A 22,616-nucleotide genomic window follows, 5' to 3' on the forward strand; every position below is an offset into this window, starting at 1 on the left:
AAAAGGACTTAGCCCTGTGCAATACAGAACTAAATCCTTCGGATAAATTAATTGTCTAACTTTTTGGGGTCAGTACAGAACTGACGTTTTTTGTATGCTTATTTTGATTTGATATAGTTGATACCATCTGCTTTTGGTGCGACTGCTTTTCCAAAGAAGGCTGCCAAGACAAGAATGGTCAAAACATAAGGTGCGATTTGAAGATAAACCGCAGGCACTCCTTGTAGGAACGGCAATTGAGAACCGATAACAGCCAAACTTTGTGAAAGCCCAAAGAAGAGACTAGAAAGCATGGCTCCGATTGGATTCCATTTTCCGAAAATCATCGCAGCAAGAGCGATAAATCCAGGTCCAACAATAGTTGTCACTGAGAAGTTAACTGAGATGGATTGAGCATAAATCGCTCCGCCAATTCCACCTAGGAAACCTGAAATAATAACCCCTAAATATCTCATTTTGTAGACATTGATTCCCAAAGTATCTGCTGCTTGAGGATGTTCACCGACAGAGCGGAGACGAAGACCAAATCGAGTCTTGAAGAGGATAAACCAAGCAAGGAAAGAGAAGGCAATCGCTAGATAACCAAGTAGACTAGTTGACTTGAAGAAAATATCACCGATAACTGGAATATTTGCCAAGACTGGGAAATCAAAGCGTCCAAAAGTCTGACTTAGGTTGTCGGTTTGTCCTTTATTATAAAGCACTTTCACCAAGAAAACAGCCAAGGCAGGCGCCATCAAGTTCAATACCGTACCGCTGACAACATGGTCTGCACGGAAATGAACCGTCGCTGCTGCGTGTATGATAGAGAAGAGACCACCAACCAATCCTGCTACAAGCAAGGATAGCCATGGAGTTGCTGCTCCAAATTGTTCTGCAAATTCAAGGTTAAAGACAACTCCAGAAAAGGCACCCATAACCATAATTCCTTCAAGGCCGACGTTTACGACACCACCACGTTCAGAGAAAACACCGCCAATACTTGTAAAGATGAGGGGTGCTGAGTAAATCAGCATAGAAGACACCAAGAGGGTGAGCAAGGTTGTAATAGACATCTTTACTTACCTCCTTTAACTTGTTTTTTAGGTTTGACAAAGCGTTCGATAAGGTAATGAACACTGACAAAGAAGATAATAGACGCTGTTACAATGCTGACAAGCTCAGATGGTACCTGTGCCGCATTCATACCAGGGGCTCCAACTTGGAGAACACCAAATAGGAAGGCTGCAAAGAGAATACCAATTGGTGAGTTGGCCGCAAGCAGACTAACCGCCATCCCGTTAAACCCGACAGCTAATGATGCCCCTTGAACATAGACGTTCTGGAAGGTTCCAAGTCCTTCAACAGCTCCACCAAGACCTGCCAAGGCACCTGAAATAATCATTGAGAGAATAATCGTCCGTTTGGCAGAAATACCAGCATATTCTGAAGCATGTGGATTAAGACCAACCGCACGAATTTCAAAACCAAGGGTTGTTTTCTTGAGCATGAACCAAATAACTGCGACAGCAATGAGAGCAAAGAAAATACCAATATTCATCCGCGAGTTACCAGTCAACTCAGCCAACCAAGGTGTCTGGTAGGTTGCATTAGCCCCAACACGAATGGTCGAATCTGTACTTTGCATGAAGTCTTTAGGGAAGGCATGGATAAAGGCATTTCCTACATACAAGACGATGTAGTTCATCATGATGGTCACAATGACCTCTGACGTCCCTAGATAGGCTCTAAGAATACCTGGAATCGCGCCGACAATCCCACCAGCAATCAAGGCAATCACGATAGTTGCTAGAATCATCAAGGGACGGGGCATATCTGGATGCGACAGGGCAAACCAACCACTGAGAATCCAACCTGCCAAAGCCTGACCAGGAAGCCCGACGTTAAAGAAACCTGCACGACTGGCAACAGCAAAACCAAGACCAATCAAGACCAAAGGTCCCATAGCACGGAAGATTTCTCCAATCCCACGCAGACTACCGAAGGCTGTATAGAACAATTCTTCGTAGCCCCAAATAGCATCATAACCGAAGATCCACATGACAATGGCTCCGAGTAAAATTCCTAGAAATACAGAAATCAAGGGAACCGAAATTTGTTGTAATTTTTTAGACATCACTCTTCTCCTTTCCCAAGTTTCCACCAGCCATCAAGACACCAAGTTCTTGTTTATTGGTTGTTTCTGGTGATACAATACCTTGAATCTTACCATCGTGGATAACGGCAATACGGTCTGAGACGTTTAAAATTTCATCCAATTCAAAGCTGACAACAAGGACAGCCTTCCCATTATCACGCTCTTCAATCAAGCGTTTGTGGATATATTCAATGGCACCGACATCCAAACCACGAGTTGGCTGGCTGACGATAAGGAGATCAGGATCACGATCAATTTCACGAGCGATAATTGCTTTTTGTTGATTTCCTCCTGAGAGTGCAGCTGCAGGAACAAATTCACTGGCAGCACGAACATCAAACTCTTCCATTAGCTTTTTAGCATAAGAAGTAATATTTGAATAGTTCAAAATTCCATTTTTACTATGTGGTTCTTTGTAGTAGGTTTGAAGGGCAATATTTTCAGAAATCATCATTTCCAAAATCAAACCATCACGGTGACGGTCTTCTGGAACGTGCCCCACACTCAACTCTGTAATCTGACGTGGGTGCAAGCCTACAATTGAATCTCCTTTTAGCTCTATACTTCCAGATTCAACCTTGCGAAGTCCTGTGATGGCTTGAATGAGTTCAGACTGACCATTTCCATCAATCCCTGCAATACCAACAATCTCTCCAGAACGAACATCCAAGGACAGATTTTTAACAGCTGGAACACCGCGGTTTTCATTGACCACCAAGTCTTTAATAGACAAGACCATTTCTTTTGGTTGAGAGGCTTGTTTCTCAGTTTTAAAGGAAACAGAACGTCCCACCATCATTTCTGCCAAATCAGCATTGGTAGCTCCTGCAATTTCGACAGTTTCAATCGATTTCCCACGACGGATAACTGTAACACGGTCAGAAACTGCGCGAATTTCATCCAACTTATGGGTAATCAAGATAATTGATTTGCCTTCTTTGACAAGATTTTTCATAATAGCCATCAACTCATCAATTTCTGATGGAGTCAAAACAGCCGTTGGTTCGTCAAAGATAAGGATATCAGCCCCCCGATAAAGGGTTTTCAAAATTTCTACACGTTGTTGGGCTCCAACTGAGATATCCGCCACCTTGGCATAAGGATCCACAGCTAAGCCATAACGTTCAGAAAGAGCCTTGATTTCTTTGCTAGCTCCAGCGATATCTAGCACACCATTTTTAGTCAATTCACTACCTAAAATGATGTTTTCAGCCACTGTGAAGGCTTCTACCAACATAAAGTGCTGGTGAACCATTCCGATTCCCAAGCTAGCTGCTTTAGATGGTGAGTCGAGGTTGACAACTTGACCGTTGACCATAATTTCACCACTGGTTGGTTCAAGAAGCCCTGCTAACATGTTCATGAGCGTGGACTTACCAGCCCCATTTTCTCCTAAAAGTGCATGAATTTCACCTTTTCGTAGGTGCAGGTTGATTTTGTCGTTGGCAACAAATTCACCAAACACCTTGGTAATATCACGCATCTCAATGACATTTTCGTGTGCCATGTGCTCTTCCTTTCAGAGTCTTATTTTATTTCAATAAAACTTGCTAGTTTGTCTAGTAGCAAGCTTTACTGAGACAAAATGACTTTGTCTCAATTCTTAAAAAAGCGGCCGAGGGCCGCTTCCTAAGAAATGACTTCCATCCATTATTTTGCAGGAACTTTTACGCTTCCATCAAGGATTTTAGCTTTAGCATCTTCGACAGCTTTTTTACCTTCTTCTGAAAGGTTTGTCACTACCAAGTCAACCCCTTTATCTTTCAATGAGTAAACAATCACTTGACCGCCAGGGAATTCACCTTTTTCTGCCTTGTTAGCAATATCTTTTACAGTTGTACCAACTTGTTTCAAAGTAGATACAAGAACAAAGTTTGATTCTTTACCATCTTTAGAAGTGTATTTACCTTCTGCTTCTTGGTCACGGTCAACACCGATAACCCAAACTTTTTCATTTTCAGGACGGCTTTCGTTAAGTGATTTTGCTTCTGCAAAGACACCTGCACCTGTACCACCAGCTACTTGGTAAACAACGTCTGCACCAGCTGCGTATTGTGCCGCTGCAATTGTTTTACCTTTGGCATTATCACCAAATGAACCAGCATAGTCAACTTGTACTTTGATAGATGAATCTACCGAGGCAACACCTGCCTTGAAACCAGCTTCAAAACGAGAGATAACTTCTGACTCCATACCACCTACAAAACCAACTTGTTTTGTCTTAGTTGTTTTTGCTGCAGCCACACCTGCGAGGTAAGCAGATTCATTATCAGCAAATGTTACACTAGCAACATTCTTTTTATCTTTAATCACATCATCAATCAAAACATAGTTCAAATCAGTGTGCTCTTCTGCTGCATCTTTAACTGCATTGTGAAGGGCAAAACCAACACCGAAGATTAGGTTGTAGCTTCCAGCAGCTTGTTGCAAGTTGTTAGCATAGTCAGCTTCACTTGTTGATTGGAAGTAAGTGAAACCTTTATCTTTTGAAAGATTGTGTTCTTTACCCCAGTCTTGCAAACCTTCCCAAGCTGATTGGTTGAATGATTTGTCATCAACACCACCAGTATCAGTGACGATTGCTGCTTTTGTCTTCACATCAGAAGATGAAGCTGCGTTACGAGAAGAGCGGTTACCACATGCAGCAAGTCCAACTGCTGCCACTGCAACTAGACCAAGGCCTAGGCATTGTTTCTTGTTCATTACTGAACCTCCTAAATAAGATGTGCAACGATGTTGCAAGTATGGATTTGTTGGCCACAAGGACCGTGCCACTCAGAGAGCGACTCAGACTAGTTTAAGTCCGTAAAAGAGTATGGAAGTAATTCCCCGACCGTCATCTCGACCGTCGATTTATCTTTTGCGACTAAGGTCACTTTTAGATCTTGTTCAAAAAATTCAGCCATCACTTGGCGACAAGCACCACATGGTGAAATTGGTTTTTCAGTCTGACCATAGACAATCAATTCTGAAAACTCTCTTTGTCCTTCGGACACTGCTTTAAAAATCGCTGTACGTTCTCCACAGTTGGTCAAAGAATAACTAGCATTCTCGATATTGACACCAGTATAAATACTACCATCTTTCGCCACTAGAACAGCAGCAACTGGAAAGTGAGAATAGGGCACATAGGCCTTCTTGCTGGTTTCAATTGCTAGTTCAATCAACTCAGTAGTCGCCATCTGCTAATTCTCCTTTTAAAATGGCTACCCCAGCTGACGTTCCGATACGGGTCGCACCCGCTTCCACAAAAGCAAGAGCATCTGCATAAGAACGAGCTCCACCAGCAGCCTTGACACCCATATCAGGTCCAACTGTTTCACGCATTAATGTAACATCTGCTATCGTCGCACCACCAGTTGAAAAACCAGTAGATGTTTTGACAAAGTCAGCTCCCGCTTTTTGGGCTAATTGACAAGCCACAACTTTTTCTTGGTCTGTCAGAAGGCAAGCTTCAATAATGACTTTCACTAACTTGTCACCACTTGCTTCCACTACTGCGCGAATATCTGACTCAACCAAATCAAGATTACCTGATTTGAGAGCTCCAACATTGATCACCATATCGATCTCATCTGCACCATTTTGGATAGCTTCTTTGGTTTCAAAAGCTTTCACGGCTGAAGTTGTTGCTCCCAAAGGGAAACCTACTACTGTGCAGATCTTGACATCAGAGCCTTCAAGCCCATTTTTAGCATGTTCAACCCAGGTCGGATTAACGCAAACACTGGCAAAATCATACTCCCTAGACTCAGACAACAAACAATCAATTTGATTTTCTGTTGCATCTTGTTTTAAAAGCGTATGATCGATATATTTATTTAATTTCATATTCGGATTCTCCTGAGGTTTATGAGATAATTTCTATAATTTCTCGTAAACTTTGCACCCTATCATTTATTTTAACATATTTTTGAAAATCTGTAACTAGCTGAGGAGAAATTTTTCCATTTGTGTATGCTTTTGCAACAATTTCCCCCTTTTGAACGGAATCTCCAACTTTCTTTTCAAAAACAATTCCTGTTTCATAGTCCAAGGAATCAGACTTAACTGCACGGCCAGCCCCCAGTCTCATGGCATAAAGACCAAATTCCATAGCTGGAAGAGCTGAAATGACACCCGTTTCCTGAGCAGGGATTTCCACCACATGGGCTATATTTACAGGACGATAGAGGTCTTCCAAGTCTCCACCTTGGGCTTGGACCATCTCCTCAAACTTAGCCAGCGCTTGGCCATTTTCAAGATGTTGACGAACTTCTTCAACTGTTTTATTTACATTTGCCAGGCCAAGCATAATTTGAGCCAATTCACAAATGAAGTGGGTAATATCCTGACGGCCTTGCCCTTGTAAAATCTCCAATGCTTCAAGAATCTCCAGACGATTTCCAATCGCTCGTCCCAAGGGCTGACTCATATCCGTAATCACTGCTACCGTCTTCCGACCAACAGCCTTACCAAGTTCCACCATGGTTTGAGCCAATTCACGCGCCTCATCAACCGTCTTCATGAAGGCACCCTCACCGACAGTCACGTCTAGCAAAATAGCATCCGCCCCTGCCGCAATTTTCTTGCTCATCACCGAACTCGCAATCAAAGGAATCGTGTCTACAGTTGCGGTCACATCACGAAGGGCATAGAGAAGCTTGTCAGCTTTAACCAACTGGTCTGATTGCCCAATGACAGATACTCCAATCTCCTGCACCTGACGAATAAAATCCTCTTGACTGCGTTCCACTTGATAGCCCTTAATGGACTCCAATTTATCAATTGTTCCGCCTGTATGGCCGAGACCACGACCACTCATTTTTGCCACAGGTACACCGAAGCTAGCAACAAGAGGAGCTAAAATCAAGGTCACCTTATCACCAACACCACCTGTAGAATGCTTGTCAACCTTAACCCCATCAATAGCTGATAAATCAAACTCTTGGCCTGTCTGAACCATTTTCATAGTTAGGTCAGAGATTTCTCGTGTCGTCATTCCTTTAAAATAAACAGCCATAGCAAAGGCAGACATCTGATAATCAGGAACAGTTCCTGATACATAGCATTCTACTAGCCATTCAATTTCACTCGAAGTCAGTTCTTGACCATCTCGTTTCTTTTGGATTAAATCAACTGCTCTCATTCTTTCACACTTCTAAGGATATAGTATCCCTTATCTTTTTTGACGATTTCACAATTACCAAACACTTCCTCCATCTTTGACTTGGCGCTTGGAGCCCCTTGTTTTTTCTGGATAACGATAGTCAAATCCCCACCAGTTTCCAAGAAATCTTTGCTTTTCTCAATGATTTCATGAACCACTTGCTTACCTGCACGGATAGGGGGGTTGGAAATGACATGGTCAAATTTGCCTTCCACTTGTTCATAAATATTGGACTGGAAAATCGTCGCTTCTACTTTATTTCGTTCAGCATTTTGTCGCGCCAAATCCAAGGCACGATTATTGATATCAACCATGGTCGCCTGAACCCCATAAGCCTTAGCCAAGGATAAGCCCAAAGGCCCATAACCACACCCTACATCAAGGACAGTTTCTCCTTGGTTGACCTCAAGACACTTGAGCAAGAGTTGACTTCCAAAATCAATCATTTTCTTGCTAAAAACACCCGCATCTGTCAAAAAGGTCATTTTTTCTCCCAACAAGTCCACTCTCAACTCATGAATGTCGTGAGCAGCGTCAGGATTTTCTGCATAATACATTTTACTCATGACACTATTTTACCATAATTTGCCTTAAATTGTAAATCGTTTACAAATTGATAATAAAACGAAAAAGACTGAAGAAAGCTAGTAAGTAAAACATTTTCTTCAATCTCTTTCAATTATTGGAAACGAATGACAAGTCATTGGGAGCTATAAGGTATCACAGTCAGGATAAAACAACAAATTTATTGTCTATCATCAGAAGAATTTTGATTACTATTACTTAACCTTCAAATGCTTAATCATCAACAGGATTCCCAATAAGATGTTTAGATAAAAGCCCAACTGATAAGTTTGTGTCAAGATTTCCAAACTTGTCCAAAGGCGTATCAAATCTTCTAGCGACATGCGGAAGAAATAACCCTCTGTAGCAATCCACAAAATCAAAAATAGATAACTACCAGCAGCAAGCCATTTCGTCCACCGTTTTTTTAGTAGGCAAGCAATCAAGAGCGAACAGATAAAGATAGCTGTTACAATAGCATGTTCCATCAAAAAAGTAAAACCGTAATAGATTTCCACAAAGCGTCTACCATTATCCGCATTCGCCCCTTTTATAAAAGGTAGTGCAAAACTTAAAATAAAACAAAGTTCCAATATGTAACGTTTTAAGATTCTCATAGTACACCTCCTATAAGTTGTAACCCTCAAAGCCCCCTTTATTAGCTTATAAATCAGGAGAAAGTAGCTCCTACTTCATCAATAAATTGGTCAACCTCTATTATACGATATTGGCTTACTATCATCAAGAAACCGCTTTATTTTTTTAGCTTTTTATGGTATGATAAACAAAATATCTAGGGGAAAACAAATGACCAACGAATTTTTACATTTTGAAAAAATCAGCCGCCAGACTTGGCAATCGTTACATCGAAAGACAACACCTCCTTTGACAGAAGAGGAATTAGAATCCATCAAGAGTTTTAATGACCAGATTAGCTTGCAGGATGTTACCGATGTCTATCTACCCCTAGCCCATCTCATCCAGATTTACAAACGTACCAAGGATGATTTGGCCTTTTCAAAAGGAATTTTCCTTCAACGTGAAAGCAAATCCCAGCCTTTTATCATTGGGGTTTCTGGGAGTGTTGCCGTTGGAAAATCCACAACCAGTCGCCTACTTCAAATCCTACTGTCCCGTACCCTTACAGATGCTACGGTTGAGTTGGTAACAACTGACGGCTTTCTCTATCCCAACCAGGCCTTGATTGAACAAGGGATTTTAAATCGTAAGGGATTTCCTGAAAGCTATGATATGGAAGCTCTTCTCAACTTCCTGGATCACATCAAAAATGGACAAGATGTAGATATTCCTGTCTATTCTCATGAAGTCTACGACATCGTTCCTGAGGAAAAACAAAACGTCAAAGCAGCTGACTTTGTCATTGTCGAAGGGATTAACGTTTTTCAAAATCCACAAAACGAACGTCTCTATATCACCGACTTCTTCGACTTTTCCATCTATGTTGATGCTGCAGTGAATGACATCGAGAGTTGGTATCTGGACCGTTTCTTGAAGATGCTGAGCCTAGCCCAAAACGACCCTGATAGCTACTATTATCGTTTTACTCAAATGCCTATTGGGGAAGTGGAATCCTTTGCCCATCAGGTCTGGACCAGTATCAATCTCACAAATCTACAAAATTATATTGAACCGACCAGAAATCGTGCGGAAGTGATTCTTCATAAAAGCAAGAACCATGAAATCGATGAAATTTACTTAAAAAAGTAATTTTCCCTTGTCAAAACGTAAGTTTTCAGATATAATGGTATAGTTAGTAAATATGGAGGTAAGAACATTGGCAAACATTAAATCAGCTATCAAACGCGCTGAATTGAACGTTAAACAAAACGAAAAGAACTCAGCTCAAAAATCAGCTATGCGTACTGCTATCAAAGCTTTCGAAGCAAACCCATCTGAAGAACTTTTCCGTGCTGCTAGCTCAGCTATCGATAAAGCAGAAACTAAAGGTTTGATTCACAAAAACAAAGCAAGCCGCGACAAAGCTCGTCTTTCAGCTAAACTTGCTAAATAAGAAACAGTCCATAGAGGCTGTTTTTTTGTCTCCAAATAGGAAAAGGTAGAAAATGAAAATCGCAATTATCGGATATTCTGGTGCTGGTAAGTCAACGCTAGCAGAAAAGTTATCTAACTACTACTCCATTCCAAAACTGCACATGGACACACTCCAATTTCAACCTGGTTGGCAAGACAGTGACCGCGACTGGATGTTAACCAAGATGAAAAACTTTCTCACCAAGCATGAAGCTTGGGTCATTGATGGGAATTATTCTTGGTGCTATTACGAGGAAAGAATGCAGGAAGCTGACCAAATCATCTTTCTCAACTTTTCTCCATTGACCTGTCTCTTTCGAGCCTTTAAACGGTATCTCACATACCGAGGCAAGGTCAGAGAAAGTATGGCAGCTGGTTGTCAAGAACAATTTAATTGGGAGTTTATTCGATGGATTCTCTGGGATGGGCGGAGCAAATCCGCTAAGGAGCGCTATAAGTGGGTTCAAGAAATCTATCCAGATAAAGTGGTCATCCTCAGATCACAAAAAGAGATAGATCAATTTCTGGATAAGAAAAGGAAGTCCTCCAATTCATAAAGAAGGGCTTCCTTTTTTGCTATAATTATTCTGCAATCAAGGTTTCCAAACCAACCTTCATCATATCAGTGAAGGTATTTTGACGTTCTTCTGCAGTCGTGTCTTCATCTGGATTGACCAAACTATCAGAGATGGTCATAATAGCTAGCGCATCAACATGGTGTTGGGCTGCCAGATAGTAAAGTGCTGCTGCTTCCATTTCTACAGCTTTAACTCCCCATTTACCAAGCTCGATGTTCTTTTCAAAATAGTTTGAATAAAAGACATCAGAAGACAAGACATTTCCCACGTGAGTAGTCATGCCAAGTTCTTTTGCGATATGATAAGCCTTATCTAGCAAGTCAAAGCTAGCGATTTGTGGGAAATCATACTGTGGCCAGTCATTGCGGATGATGTTAGAGTTGGTTGCCGCTGCCTGCGCCAAAACTAATTCACGGACGTGAACATTTTCATTCAATGAACCTGCTGTTCCCACACGGATCAATTTCTTCACACCGTAATCAACAATCAATTCACGCGCATAAATCGAAATAGATGGCATTCCCATCCCAGTTCCCATGACAGATACACGGTGACCCTTGTAAGTACCAGTGTAACCAAACATGTTACGCACTTCGTTAAAACAAACAGCATCTTCAAGGAAATTCTCCGCAATAAACTTAGCACGAAGAGGATCCCCAGGAAGAAGAATTTTATCAGCAATTTCACCCTGCTGAGCAGCAATATGGATAGACATGTTTAAGATATAAAGGGCGACAGAGAACAAAGGAAAAATAGGAAACTGACGAAGCATCAATGATACTAGACAGTTTATCTTTTTTACACAGTTCTCCGCCCGTATTCAGTTCAGCGAATACGGTTAACCCTTCCTTTCTGTGAGTATTTTTTTAGAAAAGATTTCCGCTCGTGTTCAAATCTGAACACATGCTCTACCTTTCCTTGTTTTACTTTTTTTGACTATATTTTAGTCTGAGTGATTTTGTTAAATATTATAAATAATTTTTTTCTGAATGACCTAAAGTTGTTCTTAAAAATGCAAATGGCAAAGTGTAAATTGCTTTGTTGTATTGCGATACCATTTCATTATAGTGTAATTTTTGATTAGCAACTAACACTTCTGACTCCTTAATCTCAGCAATCAGATCCTTTATACTTTGATCCGCGGTAACACTTGTATCTCTTTCAATTTCCTCAATAATTTTATTCTTCGTCTCCTCCATTTTAGTAGAGTATTCGTGTTTTGAAGTATTTCCAGATTCACCATAAAATTTACGCTTAGATTCTGAATGATTGGCTTGATTTTCATCGTTTGTAAAATTGTTAACAGACTTTTTTTCTTCCAACAATTCTGAAACATTTTTCCTAACAGACATTTTTAACTCATGGTCAACAATTTTATCGGTCAATTCACGAAGTTGTACGATTAACTTTTCCACATACTGTTCTTTAATTTCAATTGCACTATATGAGGATTTAATTAACTCTTTTAAGTTAACAACTTTATGGTATTGAAATAGAAAGACTATTATGATATAGCTTAAAACTGCAAATACGATAGATGCTCCTTGAAACGGTTCATAGTCTATTTCACTACCACTTGTATCTATAGCAGAAAATATAATCAACCAAACAATAGTTAGGAGAACAACTATAAAAACTCCACGAATGATACGAAATAATGGATTATTCATTAAATTTGACATCAATTTTCCCCTTTTATAATTCAGCTAGAATGGCTTTTAGCAAGCCTTTGAAGTCACCTTTGACACGTTCGGTCACTTCTACCACTTCTTCATGGTTGAGCTCTTCTTTAAAACCAGTAGTATAGTTAGTAATACATAAAATTCCTAGAAGTTTCAAACCTGAGTAGGCTACAACAATAACTTCAGGAGCAGTTGACATTCCGACCACATCTGTTCCAAGCATCTTATAGGTACGAATTGCTACTCGTGTTCAAATTAGAACACGCGCTCTACCTTTCTGTTTTATTTTTTTCTCTCATAGAAAGCTACCTGAGTTCTATTCAAGCTCAGGTAGTACTTTCTTATAAACTAGACAAACTAACTGTCATTGTATCATCAGATTACAAGACATCATCGTCACTCACCTTGGAATTCAATGTCGTACCCCAATGAGTGATTTTCCGATGTGGTTGGGCGAGAAGAGGGCTGTTGTCATAGATTGTTTGCCATCTATTCCAGATAAGACCTGTTCTCTTTTCGATCTCAATTCGAAGATTTCTCATATTTTCTTTAATTGGAAGGTTGAGTACAAAACCTGCAATCTGGTTACGTCCATTTCCTTCCCAAGAATGACTGCGAACAACTGAATGACCATTTTTATCTACTGTAACTTCTTCCCAAGTTATAGAATAGCGTGCAATGTAAGCTCCACTATGCTGAATAGTTAGGGTTTTATCTTTTACAAGAGTGTAATTTAACACTTGTACTGGCTTAGAAGTTGGTGTTGTCACAGCATTCTTAGCTATAAATCGAAATACTTCTACTTCAGCAAGACTGAGAGCTTGATTTTTTTGACGTAGTTGAATACGGACACGGCGACCCAACTTGCCATTTAATTGAACATCCAAGCTCGTTCCGTCAAGTTTAGAAACATACTGTCTAGTAACTTCTGTCCCTTTTTCATCATATAAAATCACATCAAAATCTGCCAAACGTTTGGAAAGTTCGCCATCTCCACGATTATAAAGGCGGACAAGTCCTACCTGTTCTGTACGACCTAAATCAACTTCCCACCAAGGCTGGTTTTCAAATTTTGTATGAGTAATTGATTGCTGGCTGTAGTTACTATTAGTATTTCCATCTAGAGCACGACTAGCATCTCCTCCAAACTCGGTAGAGCTTTGACGTGCTTGCTTTTTCCATGCGATATTCTCAGCACGCAAGACTTGAACTTCTGCGAGACTGAGAGCATTGTAACCATCTAACTCAATGCGGACAAAACGAGCTTTTTTATAGTCAATTGCAATTTGTGCAGAGATATCTTTCAGAGATGCAATGCGCTTTCTTTCAATTTCTTTCCCAGAACTATCTAAAAGAATCACATTAAAATTGGTAAGCCTATCCTGAGCAGTATCTGTTCGATTATAGATATTGATTTGACGAATCGTTTCTTCCTTGTCTAAATCGACTTGCCACCAAGGCTTAGATTGAAACTCTGTATGCGTTACAGAATGATGAGCATAATTCCCATCAACTTTTCCATCTACAGCCCTTCTAGCGTCACCTCCAAAAGCTGTCGAACTTTGGGTAACCCGTTTCCCTAGAGCTATATTTTCAAGAGGTTCAGCGCTTGGTTGACTAGATGACAGAGGGAGTTGTTGTTTCTTAAAGAAAGAAATTTTTTCCAGTTTTGGATCACGGTAACCCTGCTTGTCCAATGTTGTTCGTTTTCCAATATTAAAGTTTGGAATATCATTCATACGGCTTTCAAAATAGCCACGCGAACGGTGTTTAACATTGGCACTTCCTGTAGATGTCACCACATCACTATCATTTTGTAGCACAGATGTAACCACATTGTCGTTATCCACTACATAATGTTTAATTTTTCCATTTACAGCAAGCTTCCGACTTTCTAGTCCTACATCCCAGAAACCATTTTTGGCATTCCAGATTGTCCTTGAAGTAATGACCTTAGGCGCATTAAATGTTGTCACTTTTTTCAAAACATTATTATAAAAAGTAGGATATTTCTGATAAGCTTCAACTGCTGCTATTTGAGCTAGATAGCCTCCTAAAGAATGGCCTGTCATATACAGATTGGTAATGCTGGAATCCTGCGCCAATTCTTTTACCACATTGCGGATATCATCCGCTTGTGCAGGTTTATTTCCTCCTAGCAAGGTCAAGTCCGTTCTCAAATCTTTTGCATCATTCAGTCTTGTCCCACGTATAGCCAACATTTGAACAGTATTGTCTTTTAAATAAGGAAAATCACTCTTAGTTTCAAATAGATAAGCATCCAAACCACTAGCTGTATGGTAAGCTTTTTTCATCTTCCAAAACGGGGCTAACTCATTGTGCATCATCTTATATTCTTGACGATTCAAGTAGAGACTAGGAAATGGATTTTTATGATCTAGAATTTTTTCGATATAGTCATCATCACGATAGGATAACTCCATAAAGAGAAGAGCATCTCGATCTGTAACATACCATTGTTTCTTATTATCATCTTCCCCATCTGCTAATCCGTCTCCATCACTGTCTGCCAGTAATGGATGACTGTTATATCCTAAATAGTCCTTACCATCTTTACGATAAACATAAAGCTCATCCTTATTTTTGATACCATCCTGATCATCATCACCTTCTAAATCAAGGACTTTTTCACCGTAAAGAGAATTGTCAAGCAAATCATTTTCTGAGTGCAGTTCTCCTTTTGATATTTTTAAAAGATCTTCTGCTGTCACAGGACGAGAAGTTGTAGACTCATCCTTTACCTTTTCCTCTCTATTCACTTCTTCAGGAACTAGAGCAGACTCTGTTTTATGGGATTCCAGCTTTTCTTCCTTCTGATTTTTAAGGACTTCTTTTGTTTCCGGAGCTGGTTGGATAACTGCCTCTCTTTCCTCTATAAGAGGCGTTTCCTGTTTTTTATCAGTATTTTCTAGTTTTGTCGGACTATCCGTTGCATTTACTACTAGAGGAGTTTCGTTTTTCACAACTGGACTTCCTTCATTTGCAGAAATTCCTGTTGGTGCTAAAAAAACAAAACCAACTGCAACAGATACAACTCCGATACTTAATTTTTTTATGCCAAAACGCATTATTCGTTGACCAATTTTCATTCTTTTCTAACTTTCTTTTATTTTTCCCTATTTACCAATAATTGATAAATAAGCATGTGATAAATTTTTACTAAAGATATAGTAGTTGATTGGATTTTTGTTCATTTTTTAATCACAACAAACCTAATCTTCTCTACTAAATGTGATGAGAACTGAAACTTTCATTTCTAATCTAATGCCATCACCAATTTTTTTACAATTCAGCAAGAATTGCTTTCAGCAAGCCTTTGAAGTCACCTTTAACACGTTCTGTTACTTCCACAACTTCTTCGTGGTTGAGTTCTTCCTGGAAGCCAGCAGCATGGTTAGTAATACATGAAATTCCTAGAACTTTCAAGCCGGAGTGTGCTGCCACGATAACTTCAGGAACAGTGGACATACCAACGGCATCTGCTCCCAATGTCTTATAGGCACGAATTTCTGCTGGGGTTTCATAAGTCGGACCGGTTACACCGATATAGACACCTTCATCAAGCTTGATACCAAGTTTTTTAGCCACTTCATGGGCAGTTGCACGGTATTCTGGTGTGTAGGCTTTAGACATATCAGGGAAACGTGGACCAAAGTCATCCAAGTTTTCACCCATCAATGGATTTTGACCTGTCATGTTGATATGGTCTGAGATAGCCATCAAAGTACCAGGCCCATATCCAATACCACCAGCAGCATTGGTTACAATAACACCTTCACATCCAAGAACTTTCATGACACGTACTGGGAAAGTCACGACTTCCAGAGGATTTCCTTCGTAGAAATGGAAACGACCTTGAAGAGCCAAAACCTTGCGACCTGCAAGTTCCCCATATACCAATTTACCAGCGTGACCAACTACTGTTGAACGGCCCCAGTTTGGGATATCCGCATAGTCTACTACAACTGGATTTTCGATTTCTTCTGCCAATTCTCCCAGACCTGATCCAAGAATTAGACCGAACTCAGGCGCTTGGATTCCCTTGTCTTTCAGGAAAGCAGCTGTTTCCTTGATTTTATCTAAAAATGTCATTGTGTGTCTCCTTTATAATTTTGTAGCATTTGACCGATTTTGTCAAAGGTTTTTGCATTGCGAATGGTGATTTGGCGGTAGAAAGGCATCTTGAGTAAGTATTTGTGATAAGCAGTTGCATAGTAGGATTCTTCAGAGAATTTCCCCCAGAAAATCCCAAGTCTTCCAAAATGAACGACTTCATCTTCCAGTTCCAAACTGTTCACTTTCTCGATGACTTGATCCACATCTAAGACCTCAGTGTAAAAGAGGACATCCTTTCGTGCCAAATCTTTGGTCCACCATTCAGGCAGATTTTCAAGTTCCGCTTCAAATTCCTCTAGACTCAGTAAAGAAAAGCTCTGAATAAATGGATAATGGACTTCAAAGAAAGCCTCTAACATTTCGACCAATCGGGCTTTGGCATCTGTCGAAGTAAAGAAAATATTGCCACTGTTGATGTAGGTTTCAACTTTTTCCAGTCCCAACTCTGTCAATTCTTGACGAAGTTGCGCCATGACAACTTTATTTTTCCCACCGACATTAATGCCCCTTACCAGTAAAGCATAGCGTTTCATCTTATACCAATTTATCTAAGAAACTTTCCCCAATCATGGCAGTTTCAACACCAAAGTTAGCCGCAACTGTCGCTGAGATATCTGCAAAATGTCCAACTGGAATGACACCATTTCCTTTAAAGCAAGGACTGTAAGCTAAAAGCGGAATGTATTCACGAGTGTGGTCAGTTCCTGCATAGGTTGGGTCATTTCCATGGTCCGCAGTAATCAAAAGAAGATCATTCTCTCTCATGGCTGCGATAATTTCAGGCAAGCGTTCATCAAACTCATGCAAGCAATCACGGTAGCCATGAGCATTACGACGGTGTCCATAAAGGGCATCAAAGTCAACTAAGTTTGTGAAGGAGAATCCTTTTTCAAATTCAGCAAGTCCCATGGTCTTCAATAATGTATCAATTCCGTGGCTGTTTGACTTGTTGTGGCCCATGTCATGATTGATACCAGCACCGTTAAAGATATCGTTGATTTTACCAACAGCGTAAGTATCGATACCTGCTTCGTTCAATTTATCCAAAACAGTTGGTGCAAATGGAGAAACGGCCAAGTCACGACGATTTGCCGTACGAGTGAAGTTACCTGGTTCACCAACATATGGACGGGCAATGATACGACCTAGAAGAGCAGGGCGCTCAAGGGTAATCGAACGAGCATATTCACAAATACGGTACAATTCGTCCAAAGGAATAATATCTTCGTGGGCAGCAATTTGCAAAACAGGGTCAGCTGAAGTATAGATAATCAACTCTCCAGTTTCCATCTGACGTGGTCCAAAATCATCGATAACAGCTGTACCTGAGTAAGGTTTGTTGGCTTCACGAATGACCTTACGCCCTGAGAATTCTTCAATTTTTGTCAAGATTTCTTCTGGGAATCCGTTCCAGAAAGTATCGAAAGGCTCAGTAATGTTAAGGCCCATGATTTCCCAGTGCCCAGTCATAGTATCCTTACCAAGAGATACTTCTTCCAATTTTGTTGCATATCCTGTTGGATTGCTTTCAGCTGGAACAGTCTTAAGAGGAGTTTCTCGAGGAATATTTCCAAGACCAATTTTAGCCATGTTTGGGACATTCAAACCAACTGCTTTTGAAATGTGTCCTAATGTGTCAGAAGCTCCATCTGGAACTCCTGCATTGACAAAGTTATTGGCATCTGGTGCAGCGCCGATTCCCACAGAATCAAGTACAACCAAGTGAATACGATTAAATTTTGACATAGTGTATCTCCTTATTATTTTGATTATTTTGCTTTTGTTGAAGTTAAAATCTGAACTCCATCTCGTCCAGCAACGATGACCTTATCCACCATTTGGTTGAATAAGCCGTGTTCCACGACGCCAACCACATGGTCCAATTCTTGTCCGAAAATAATTGGATCTTCAATGACATCCAAGGCAAGGTCAATGATAAAATTCTGCATATCGGTCACAAAACGTTGGCCGTCTTTTTCACGGAAACTTGGTTTGTAGCCAGCTCGCTCAAAACGACGAAAGACCTGTTCTGCGCCATACTGAACCACTTCTACTGGCAATTTAAAAGCACCTAGTTTTTCGACCAGCTTGCTTTCATCCACCACCCAAATATATTCTTTTGAGGGCGTTGCGACAACCTTCTCCATCAGAAGGGCACCACCACCACCTTTGATTCCATTAAACTGATTATCCACTTCATCCGCCCCGTCGACTGTCACATCGACAAAGTCTACTTGGTCAATAGACTTGAGTGGGATATTAAGCCCTTCAGCCTGTTTACTAGTCACACTAGAAGTCGTTACAGCTGTAATCTGCAATCCTTCTTCCTTGATACGACGACCGATTTCTTCTACGAAATAATAGGCAGTAGACCCCGTTCCAAGTCCGACTACCATGCCATCCTTGACAAACTCAGCAGCCTTGATACCTGCCATTTTCTTCAGATTTTCCACTCAAACACCTCCATTAAAGAGCTACCTCTATTATACCATGTATCCGTTTTTATTTCATGGATGCACTAGAAAAACCCGAACATTTTTATGTCCACCTTGTTTTGGTAGTTAGAATCTTAGTTATGAGAACTTGTAGATAAAAACAGGTCCTAGCCAAAAGCAGCAACAGTTGATTTTTTATCATAAAGATGGTTAAATAATTAAGTACAGAAAAGGAGAAATAAGATGAACCCATTAGATTTGTTTAATCAAGTAAAAGAGTTAATCGAAACAAAAGATTTCGAAGCTGCTAAGACATTCGTTGCAGAAAATCAAGAACAACTTGGAGAATACTTCTCTCAAGCTCAGCAGTTGATTTCTGGTTCAGAAGGTCTAGATGGCCTCGTTAGCAAGATTAAAGGATTTTTCTAAAAATATAAGAGGCTGGCAAAACTCAATTTCAGTAGAAAATGAAGTAAATATTCCTACAACAAAACGCATAATATCAAGGCTTGTAAATCTGATACTATGCGTTTTTATAATTAACTATGTTCGGTGATAAACTTGTAGGCTTCTTGACCAGCGATAGCTCCATCTCCAACTGCTGTTGTTACTTGGCGAAGATCTTTCAAGCGAACATCTCCAACTGCAAAGATACCATCAACTGCAGTTTTCATGTGGTTATCTGTCACAATCCAGCCAGCCTGATCTTGGATATTCAATTCTTTAACAAAATCGCTAAGAGGGTCCAAGCCAACATAGATAAAGACACCACCGAAGGCTTGCTCAGTCACTTGACCTGTTTTCACATTTTCAAATACGACAGATTCTACCCGGTTTTCACCCTTGATTTCCTTCACTACAGAATCCCAGATAAAGCTGATTTTCTCATTAGCAAAGGCGCGGTCTTGTAACACTTTTTGTGCACGAAGCTGGTCACGACGGTGAACAATGGTAACAGTCTTAGCAAAACGAGTCAAGAAGAGGGCTTCTTCAACAGCTGAATCTCCACCACCGACTACCAATAAATCTTGGTCACGGAAGAAAGCACCATCACACACGGCACAGTAAGAAACACCACGACTGTTCAGTTCTTCTTCTCCAGGCACTCCCAAAGGACGGTGTTTAGAACCAGTTGCTACGATAACTGTACGTGTTTCATATGTTTGGTCATCAGTAATCACTTTCTTAAAATCACCATGATCTTGGACATTTTCAACATAACCATAAATATGCTCAACACCAAGATTTTCAAGCGGTTCAAACATCTTTTCAGCCAATTCTGGCCCACTAATATTAGCGTATCCTGGGTAATTTTCGATATCAGAGGTATTATTCATCTGACCACCCGGCAGACCACCTTCAATCAAGGCTACTTTGAGATTGCTTCGAGCAGCATACAAGGCTGCAGTCATCCCTGCAGGTCCAGCACCGATAATAATAGTATCGTACATATAGTTTCCTTCTTTCTTGTTGTAACTATCTTTATTCTAACTCTTTCTTGTCAATCATGCAAGGATTATGCCTTGAAAACAAGAATTAAACTCATAACCGCAAAGGATAATACTGGAACAACCAAGACCCCAATCATAATCATATCATAGAGATGGGCTTGGCGAGCCTTAGCTGTCTTATCAACTCCCGACATGGCTCTCAGTCCAATCCAAATCCCTAAAAAAATCAGGACGAGGATGGTGGTCAAGATCAAACTCTCGAAATATAAAGAAAATAGTTGCAGTAGCATGATTTCTCTCATTTCTATCTTTTTTAAAGAGTAAACTCAGCTAGTCCAGCTAACTGAGTTTTTCTTTATCTATTATATCAAATATAAGTCCGTTTGTAACTAGCGAAGAATTCTTTTGTCCGCTCTTCTTTAGGATAGTGGATAATCTCATCCGGTGTTCCAGACTCGATGATTTTCCCCTTATCTAAGAAGAGAATCTTATCAGCCACTTGGGCTACAAAGGACATGTCATGACTGACCAAAATCATGGTTTGACCTGACTTAGCAGCATCTGCAATAGACTTTTCTACTTCACCGACCAATTCTGGGTCAAGGGCTGAAGTTGGTTCGTCTAAGAGCAAGACATCTGGTTTCATAGCGAGAGCACGCGCCAAGGCAACCCGTTGCTTCTGTCCACCTGATAAATGGCGAGGGTAATGGTTTTCACGGTCAGAAAGTCCAACCTTAGCCAATTCTTCCTTGGCAATCTTAGTTGCTTCTTGGTCAGATAATTTCTTGACAACAACCAAGCCTTCTTTCACATTATCAAGTGCTGTACGGCGTTCAAACAAATTAAACTGTTGGAAAACCATGGACAGCTTACGGCGTAGGGCAAGGATTTCTTCTTGAGTGATCTTAGAAAAATCAACTGAGAAATCATCAATCTGAATCGAGCCACTGTCAGGTGTTTCAAGATAATTGAGACTGCGAAGAAAGGTTGATTTTCCAGCTCCTGAAGAACCAATCAAGGCTACAACTTCCCCTTTTTGAATATCCAAGTTCAGATGATCCAAGACAGTCTGTCCTGAAAAGGATTTGCTTAAATTCGAAATCTTAATCATTAACGAAGATCTCCTTTCACATCTGTTTGCACTGTATCGGGTGCAGAAATAGCCATTTTTCTCTCGATGAAACGACCGAGGCTCTCAATTCCAATATTGACTACCCAATAAACAAGGGCAACGGAGATGAAGCGCTCAAAGTAACGATAATCGGCTCCACCCAAAATCTGAGCTTGGGCAAAGACTTCCACAACACCCGCACTGAAGGCTAGGGAAGTTCCCTTGGTCAAGCCGATTAGGGAATTGATTAAGGTTGGAGTCGCCACAACGGCCGCATTTGGAATAATCACTCGACGATAAACTTGTACTCGGGTCATACCTAAACTGCGTGCCGCCTCAATCTCACCAGGATTGACTGAGAGAATCGCTGCACGAATGGTTTCACTGGCATAGGCTGCCTCATTGAAAGCAAAGGCAACAATCGCAAAAGCAGCGGCTGGAATCGCATTGATATTGAGACCAGTACCCCATTGCTGATTGAGGGCTTTCAAAACCAAAGGAATTCCGTAGTAGGTCAACATGAGTTGCACCAAAATCGGTGTCCCTTTTAAGAAACTAACAAAGAAGGCCTGCAAGGGATATAAAATTTTGACACGATTGATTTTCACAATGGCAAAAAGAAGTGCCAAAACCAAGCCAAAAAGAGCACCACCAATGGTCAACATAATCGTTGTTGGAAGTTGTTGGACAATTCTTGGAATTCCATCAAAGACCGAACGCAGGCTAAAAAGCTTGCCATCCGGAATCATTTGCATCAAGTTTTGGTACCAATCTGATGCTAAAATCGTTGTAACATTCATAAAAACATCCTCTCCTGATAATGATTCATTCTACCATACTTCTGCCGTCAATGAAATTATTTGCTACGGTCAGATACAGACTTTGTCTACCTATTAGTTTATCATACTTTTAAACAGGGAGGTTATATATTTTATCTATCAAAGAGATAAGTAAAAACTATTTCAATCCCAATTCTTCATAAAGTTTTCGATAACCAATTTGCTTAACAGTTCCATTTTCTACTAAAATGGGTCGTTTTAACAACATACCGTCACTTGCTAGCAACTCAGCTGCTTCTTGGTTTGACAGACTTCCTACCTTATCTTTCAACCCTAATTCACGGTATTTGATCCCACTGGTATTGAAAAATTGCTTCAACTCGAACCCTGAGGTTTCTAGCCAGTTTAAAATGACTTCTTGGCTAGGTGTTTCTTCGACGATATGAACGGCTTTATAGTCCACACCGAGTTGGTTTAATTCTTGTTTTGCTTTTTTACAAGTTGAACATTTTGGGTATTCGATAAATTCTAACATATCTTT

25 protein-coding genes and 1 pseudogene are annotated in these 22,616 nt (G+C 40.4%); 4 read left to right on the top strand and 22 right to left on the bottom strand.

Features of this window, described 5'->3' with window-relative positions:
• Positions 1-98 precede the first annotated feature (98 nt).
• The 9 genes from N8M09_RS10080 to N8M09_RS10120 all read right to left on the bottom strand — a co-directional run bounded on the left by N8M09_RS10080 (position 99) and on the right by N8M09_RS10120 (position 8,467).
• Entirely contained in the window at positions 99-1,055 is a 957-nt protein-coding gene (locus N8M09_RS10080; RefSeq protein ID WP_000029124.1) for an ABC transporter permease, read from the bottom strand.
• A gap of 2 nt (positions 1,056-1,057) precedes the next feature.
• Positions 1,058-2,116: an ABC transporter permease gene (locus tag N8M09_RS10085; RefSeq protein WP_033683459.1), complete on the bottom strand. Its 1,059-nt coding sequence runs from the start codon at positions 2,114-2,116 to the stop codon at positions 1,058-1,060.
• Entirely contained in the window at positions 2,109-3,644 is a 1,536-nt protein-coding gene (locus tag N8M09_RS10090; RefSeq protein WP_261065068.1) for an ABC transporter ATP-binding protein, read from the bottom strand. Before N8M09_RS10090 ends, N8M09_RS10085 begins: the two co-directional genes overlap by 8 nt.
• Positions 3,645-3,787: 143 nt before the next feature.
• Positions 3,788-4,840, bottom strand: a complete 1,053-nt coding sequence (locus N8M09_RS10095; RefSeq protein WP_261065069.1) for a BMP family lipoprotein — start codon at positions 4,838-4,840, stop codon at positions 3,788-3,790.
• Positions 4,841-4,929: 89 nt separating this feature from the next.
• A complete protein-coding gene (locus tag N8M09_RS10100; RefSeq protein ID WP_261065070.1) occupies positions 4,930-5,319 on the bottom strand; it encodes a cytidine deaminase in 390 nt (129 codons plus the stop codon).
• On the bottom strand, positions 5,306-5,968 hold the full coding sequence (gene deoC, locus N8M09_RS10105) for a deoxyribose-phosphate aldolase (RefSeq protein ID WP_261065071.1): 663 nt from the start codon (positions 5,966-5,968) through the stop codon (positions 5,306-5,308). Before deoC ends, N8M09_RS10100 begins: the two co-directional genes overlap by 14 nt.
• Positions 5,969-5,987: 19 nt before the next feature.
• Positions 5,988-7,265, bottom strand: coding sequence for a pyrimidine-nucleoside phosphorylase (locus N8M09_RS10110; RefSeq protein WP_261065072.1), 1,278 nt, complete (start codon positions 7,263-7,265; stop codon positions 5,988-5,990).
• Positions 7,262-7,852: a class I SAM-dependent methyltransferase gene (locus N8M09_RS10115; protein WP_314726068.1), complete on the bottom strand. Its 591-nt coding sequence runs from the start codon at positions 7,850-7,852 to the stop codon at positions 7,262-7,264. The genes N8M09_RS10110 and N8M09_RS10115 overlap by 4 nt, the downstream gene beginning before the upstream one ends.
• Before the next feature lie 213 nt (positions 7,853-8,065).
• Positions 8,066-8,467, bottom strand: coding sequence for a hypothetical protein (locus N8M09_RS10120; RefSeq protein ID WP_261065073.1), 402 nt, complete (start codon positions 8,465-8,467; stop codon positions 8,066-8,068).
• Between the two features lie 190 nt (positions 8,468-8,657).
• On the opposite strand from N8M09_RS10120, the gene coaA reads away from it, so the two are divergent.
• From coaA to N8M09_RS10135, 3 genes are all read left to right on the top strand, one after another.
• The gene (gene coaA / locus N8M09_RS10125) at positions 8,658-9,578 is read left to right on the top strand and encodes a type I pantothenate kinase (protein ID WP_261065074.1); all 921 of its coding nucleotides are present in this window, start codon (positions 8,658-8,660) and stop codon (positions 9,576-9,578) included.
• A gap of 67 nt (positions 9,579-9,645) precedes the next feature.
• Complete coding sequence (gene rpsT, locus N8M09_RS10130) at positions 9,646-9,882, top strand: 30S ribosomal protein S20 (RefSeq protein ID WP_001274000.1); 237 nt, start codon at positions 9,646-9,648, stop codon at positions 9,880-9,882.
• Positions 9,883-9,934: 52 nt separating this feature from the next.
• On the top strand, positions 9,935-10,459 hold the full coding sequence (locus N8M09_RS10135) for a DNA topology modulation protein (protein ID WP_261065075.1): 525 nt from the start codon (positions 9,935-9,937) through the stop codon (positions 10,457-10,459).
• Positions 10,460-10,484: 25 nt separating this feature from the next.
• On the opposite strand, the gene deoD is transcribed toward N8M09_RS10135, so the two are convergent.
• The 8 genes and pseudogenes from deoD to rpiA all read right to left on the bottom strand — a co-directional run bounded on the left by deoD (position 10,485) and on the right by rpiA (position 18,752).
• Entirely contained in the window at positions 10,485-11,195 is a 711-nt protein-coding gene (gene deoD, locus N8M09_RS10140) for a purine-nucleoside phosphorylase (RefSeq protein WP_004237758.1), read from the bottom strand.
• A 253-nt stretch (positions 11,196-11,448) separates the two neighbouring features.
• Entirely contained in the window at positions 11,449-12,162 is a 714-nt protein-coding gene (locus tag N8M09_RS10145) for a LemA family protein (protein WP_261065076.1), read from the bottom strand.
• 13 nt (positions 12,163-12,175) lie between these two features.
• A pseudogene (locus tag N8M09_RS10150) lies at positions 12,176-12,412 on the bottom strand (phosphorylase family protein); the annotation flags it as partial.
• A gap of 130 nt (positions 12,413-12,542) precedes the next feature.
• Complete coding sequence (locus tag N8M09_RS11265) at positions 12,543-15,272, bottom strand: galactose-binding domain-containing protein (RefSeq protein WP_314726069.1); 2,730 nt, start codon at positions 15,270-15,272, stop codon at positions 12,543-12,545.
• 193 nt (positions 15,273-15,465) lie between these two features.
• Positions 15,466-16,275, bottom strand: a complete 810-nt coding sequence (locus N8M09_RS10165) for a purine-nucleoside phosphorylase (RefSeq protein ID WP_261065077.1) — start codon at positions 16,273-16,275, stop codon at positions 15,466-15,468.
• Entirely contained in the window at positions 16,272-16,832 is a 561-nt protein-coding gene (locus N8M09_RS10170; RefSeq protein WP_261065078.1) for a DUF1697 domain-containing protein, read from the bottom strand. The genes N8M09_RS10165 and N8M09_RS10170 overlap by 4 nt, the downstream gene beginning before the upstream one ends.
• A 1-nt stretch (position 16,833) precedes the next feature.
• Complete coding sequence (locus N8M09_RS10175; RefSeq protein WP_261065079.1) at positions 16,834-18,045, bottom strand: phosphopentomutase; 1,212 nt, start codon at positions 18,043-18,045, stop codon at positions 16,834-16,836.
• A gap of 23 nt (positions 18,046-18,068) precedes the next feature.
• Positions 18,069-18,752, bottom strand: coding sequence for a ribose-5-phosphate isomerase RpiA (gene rpiA, locus N8M09_RS10180; RefSeq protein WP_101782589.1), 684 nt, complete (start codon positions 18,750-18,752; stop codon positions 18,069-18,071).
• A 225-nt stretch (positions 18,753-18,977) separates the two neighbouring features.
• Between rpiA and N8M09_RS10185 the strand changes: the two genes are divergently transcribed.
• The gene (locus tag N8M09_RS10185; RefSeq protein ID WP_001068559.1) at positions 18,978-19,163 is read left to right on the top strand and encodes a hypothetical protein; all 186 of its coding nucleotides are present in this window, start codon (positions 18,978-18,980) and stop codon (positions 19,161-19,163) included.
• A 110-nt stretch (positions 19,164-19,273) separates the two neighbouring features.
• Here N8M09_RS10185 and trxB read toward each other — a convergent pair whose 3' ends face one another.
• The 5 genes from trxB to N8M09_RS10210 all read right to left on the bottom strand — a co-directional run bounded on the left by trxB (position 19,274) and on the right by N8M09_RS10210 (position 22,610).
• Positions 19,274-20,185 (bottom strand): thioredoxin-disulfide reductase, encoded by a 912-nt coding sequence (gene trxB, locus N8M09_RS10190; protein ID WP_261065080.1) that lies wholly within the window; start codon positions 20,183-20,185, stop codon positions 19,274-19,276.
• A 65-nt stretch (positions 20,186-20,250) separates the two neighbouring features.
• Entirely contained in the window at positions 20,251-20,475 is a 225-nt protein-coding gene (locus tag N8M09_RS10195; RefSeq protein WP_000926599.1) for a DUF4059 family protein, read from the bottom strand.
• 77 nt (positions 20,476-20,552) lie between these two features.
• Positions 20,553-21,296, bottom strand: a complete 744-nt coding sequence (locus N8M09_RS10200; RefSeq protein WP_261065081.1) for an amino acid ABC transporter ATP-binding protein — start codon at positions 21,294-21,296, stop codon at positions 20,553-20,555.
• Complete coding sequence (locus tag N8M09_RS10205; RefSeq protein WP_261065082.1) at positions 21,296-22,096, bottom strand: amino acid ABC transporter permease; 801 nt, start codon at positions 22,094-22,096, stop codon at positions 21,296-21,298. Before N8M09_RS10205 ends, N8M09_RS10200 begins: the two co-directional genes overlap by 1 nt.
• 157 nt (positions 22,097-22,253) lie before the next feature.
• Entirely contained in the window at positions 22,254-22,610 is a 357-nt protein-coding gene (locus tag N8M09_RS10210; RefSeq protein WP_261012746.1) for an arsenate reductase family protein, read from the bottom strand.
• Between the last annotated feature and the right edge of the window lie 6 nt (positions 22,611-22,616).

Source organism: Streptococcus mitis (genome assembly GCF_946190375.1).
GTDB classification, from domain to species: Bacteria; Bacillota; Bacilli; order Lactobacillales; family Streptococcaceae; genus Streptococcus; species Streptococcus mitis_CJ.

Excerpts from the sequence above, each read along its gene's own strand:
- N8M09_RS10080 (WP_000029124.1), bottom strand. The coding sequence starts at position 1,055 with ATGTCTATTACAACCTTGCTCACCCTCTTGGTGTCTTCTATGCTGATT.
- N8M09_RS10085 (WP_033683459.1), bottom strand. The coding sequence starts at position 2,116 with ATGTCTAAAAAATTACAACAAATTTCGGTTCCCTTGATTTCTGTATTT.
- N8M09_RS10090 (WP_261065068.1), bottom strand. The coding sequence starts at position 3,644 with ATGGCACACGAAAATGTCATTGAGATGCGTGATATTACCAAGGTGTTT.
- N8M09_RS10095 (WP_261065069.1), bottom strand. The coding sequence starts at position 4,840 with ATGAACAAGAAACAATGCCTAGGCCTTGGTCTAGTTGCAGTGGCAGCA.
- N8M09_RS10100 (WP_261065070.1), bottom strand. The coding sequence starts at position 5,319 with ATGGCGACTACTGAGTTGATTGAACTAGCAATTGAAACCAGCAAGAAG.
- deoC (WP_261065071.1), bottom strand. The coding sequence starts at position 5,968 with ATGAAATTAAATAAATATATCGATCATACGCTTTTAAAACAAGATGCA.
- N8M09_RS10110 (WP_261065072.1), bottom strand. The coding sequence starts at position 7,265 with ATGAGAGCAGTTGATTTAATCCAAAAGAAACGAGATGGTCAAGAACTG.
- N8M09_RS10115 (WP_314726068.1), bottom strand. The coding sequence starts at position 7,852 with ATGAGTAAAATGTATTATGCAGAAAATCCTGACGCTGCTCACGACATT.
- N8M09_RS10120 (WP_261065073.1), bottom strand. The coding sequence starts at position 8,467 with ATGAGAATCTTAAAACGTTACATATTGGAACTTTGTTTTATTTTAAGT.
- coaA (WP_261065074.1), top strand. The coding sequence starts at position 8,658 with ATGACCAACGAATTTTTACATTTTGAAAAAATCAGCCGCCAGACTTGG.
- N8M09_RS10135 (WP_261065075.1), top strand. The coding sequence starts at position 9,935 with ATGAAAATCGCAATTATCGGATATTCTGGTGCTGGTAAGTCAACGCTA.
- deoD (WP_004237758.1), bottom strand. The coding sequence starts at position 11,195 with ATGTCTATCCATATTGCTGCTCAGCAGGGTGAAATTGCTGATAAAATT.
- N8M09_RS10145 (WP_261065076.1), bottom strand. The coding sequence starts at position 12,162 with ATGTCAAATTTAATGAATAATCCATTATTTCGTATCATTCGTGGAGTT.
- N8M09_RS11265 (WP_314726069.1), bottom strand. The coding sequence starts at position 15,272 with ATGAAAATTGGTCAACGAATAATGCGTTTTGGCATAAAAAAATTAAGT.
- N8M09_RS10165 (WP_261065077.1), bottom strand. The coding sequence starts at position 16,275 with ATGACATTTTTAGATAAAATCAAGGAAACAGCTGCTTTCCTGAAAGAC.
- N8M09_RS10170 (WP_261065078.1), bottom strand. The coding sequence starts at position 16,832 with ATGAAACGCTATGCTTTACTGGTAAGGGGCATTAATGTCGGTGGGAAA.
- N8M09_RS10175 (WP_261065079.1), bottom strand. The coding sequence starts at position 18,045 with ATGTCAAAATTTAATCGTATTCACTTGGTTGTACTTGATTCTGTGGGA.
- N8M09_RS10185 (WP_001068559.1), top strand. The coding sequence starts at position 18,978 with ATGAACCCATTAGATTTGTTTAATCAAGTAAAAGAGTTAATCGAAACA.
- trxB (WP_261065080.1), bottom strand. The coding sequence starts at position 20,185 with ATGTACGATACTATTATTATCGGTGCTGGACCTGCAGGGATGACTGCA.
- N8M09_RS10195 (WP_000926599.1), bottom strand. The coding sequence starts at position 20,475 with ATGCTACTGCAACTATTTTCTTTATATTTCGAGAGTTTGATCTTGACC.
- N8M09_RS10200 (WP_261065081.1), bottom strand. The coding sequence starts at position 21,296 with ATGATTAAGATTTCGAATTTAAGCAAATCCTTTTCAGGACAGACTGTC.
- N8M09_RS10205 (WP_261065082.1), bottom strand. The coding sequence starts at position 22,096 with ATGAATGTTACAACGATTTTAGCATCAGATTGGTACCAAAACTTGATG.
- N8M09_RS10210 (WP_261012746.1), bottom strand. The coding sequence starts at position 22,610 with ATGTTAGAATTTATCGAATACCCAAAATGTTCAACTTGTAAAAAAGCA.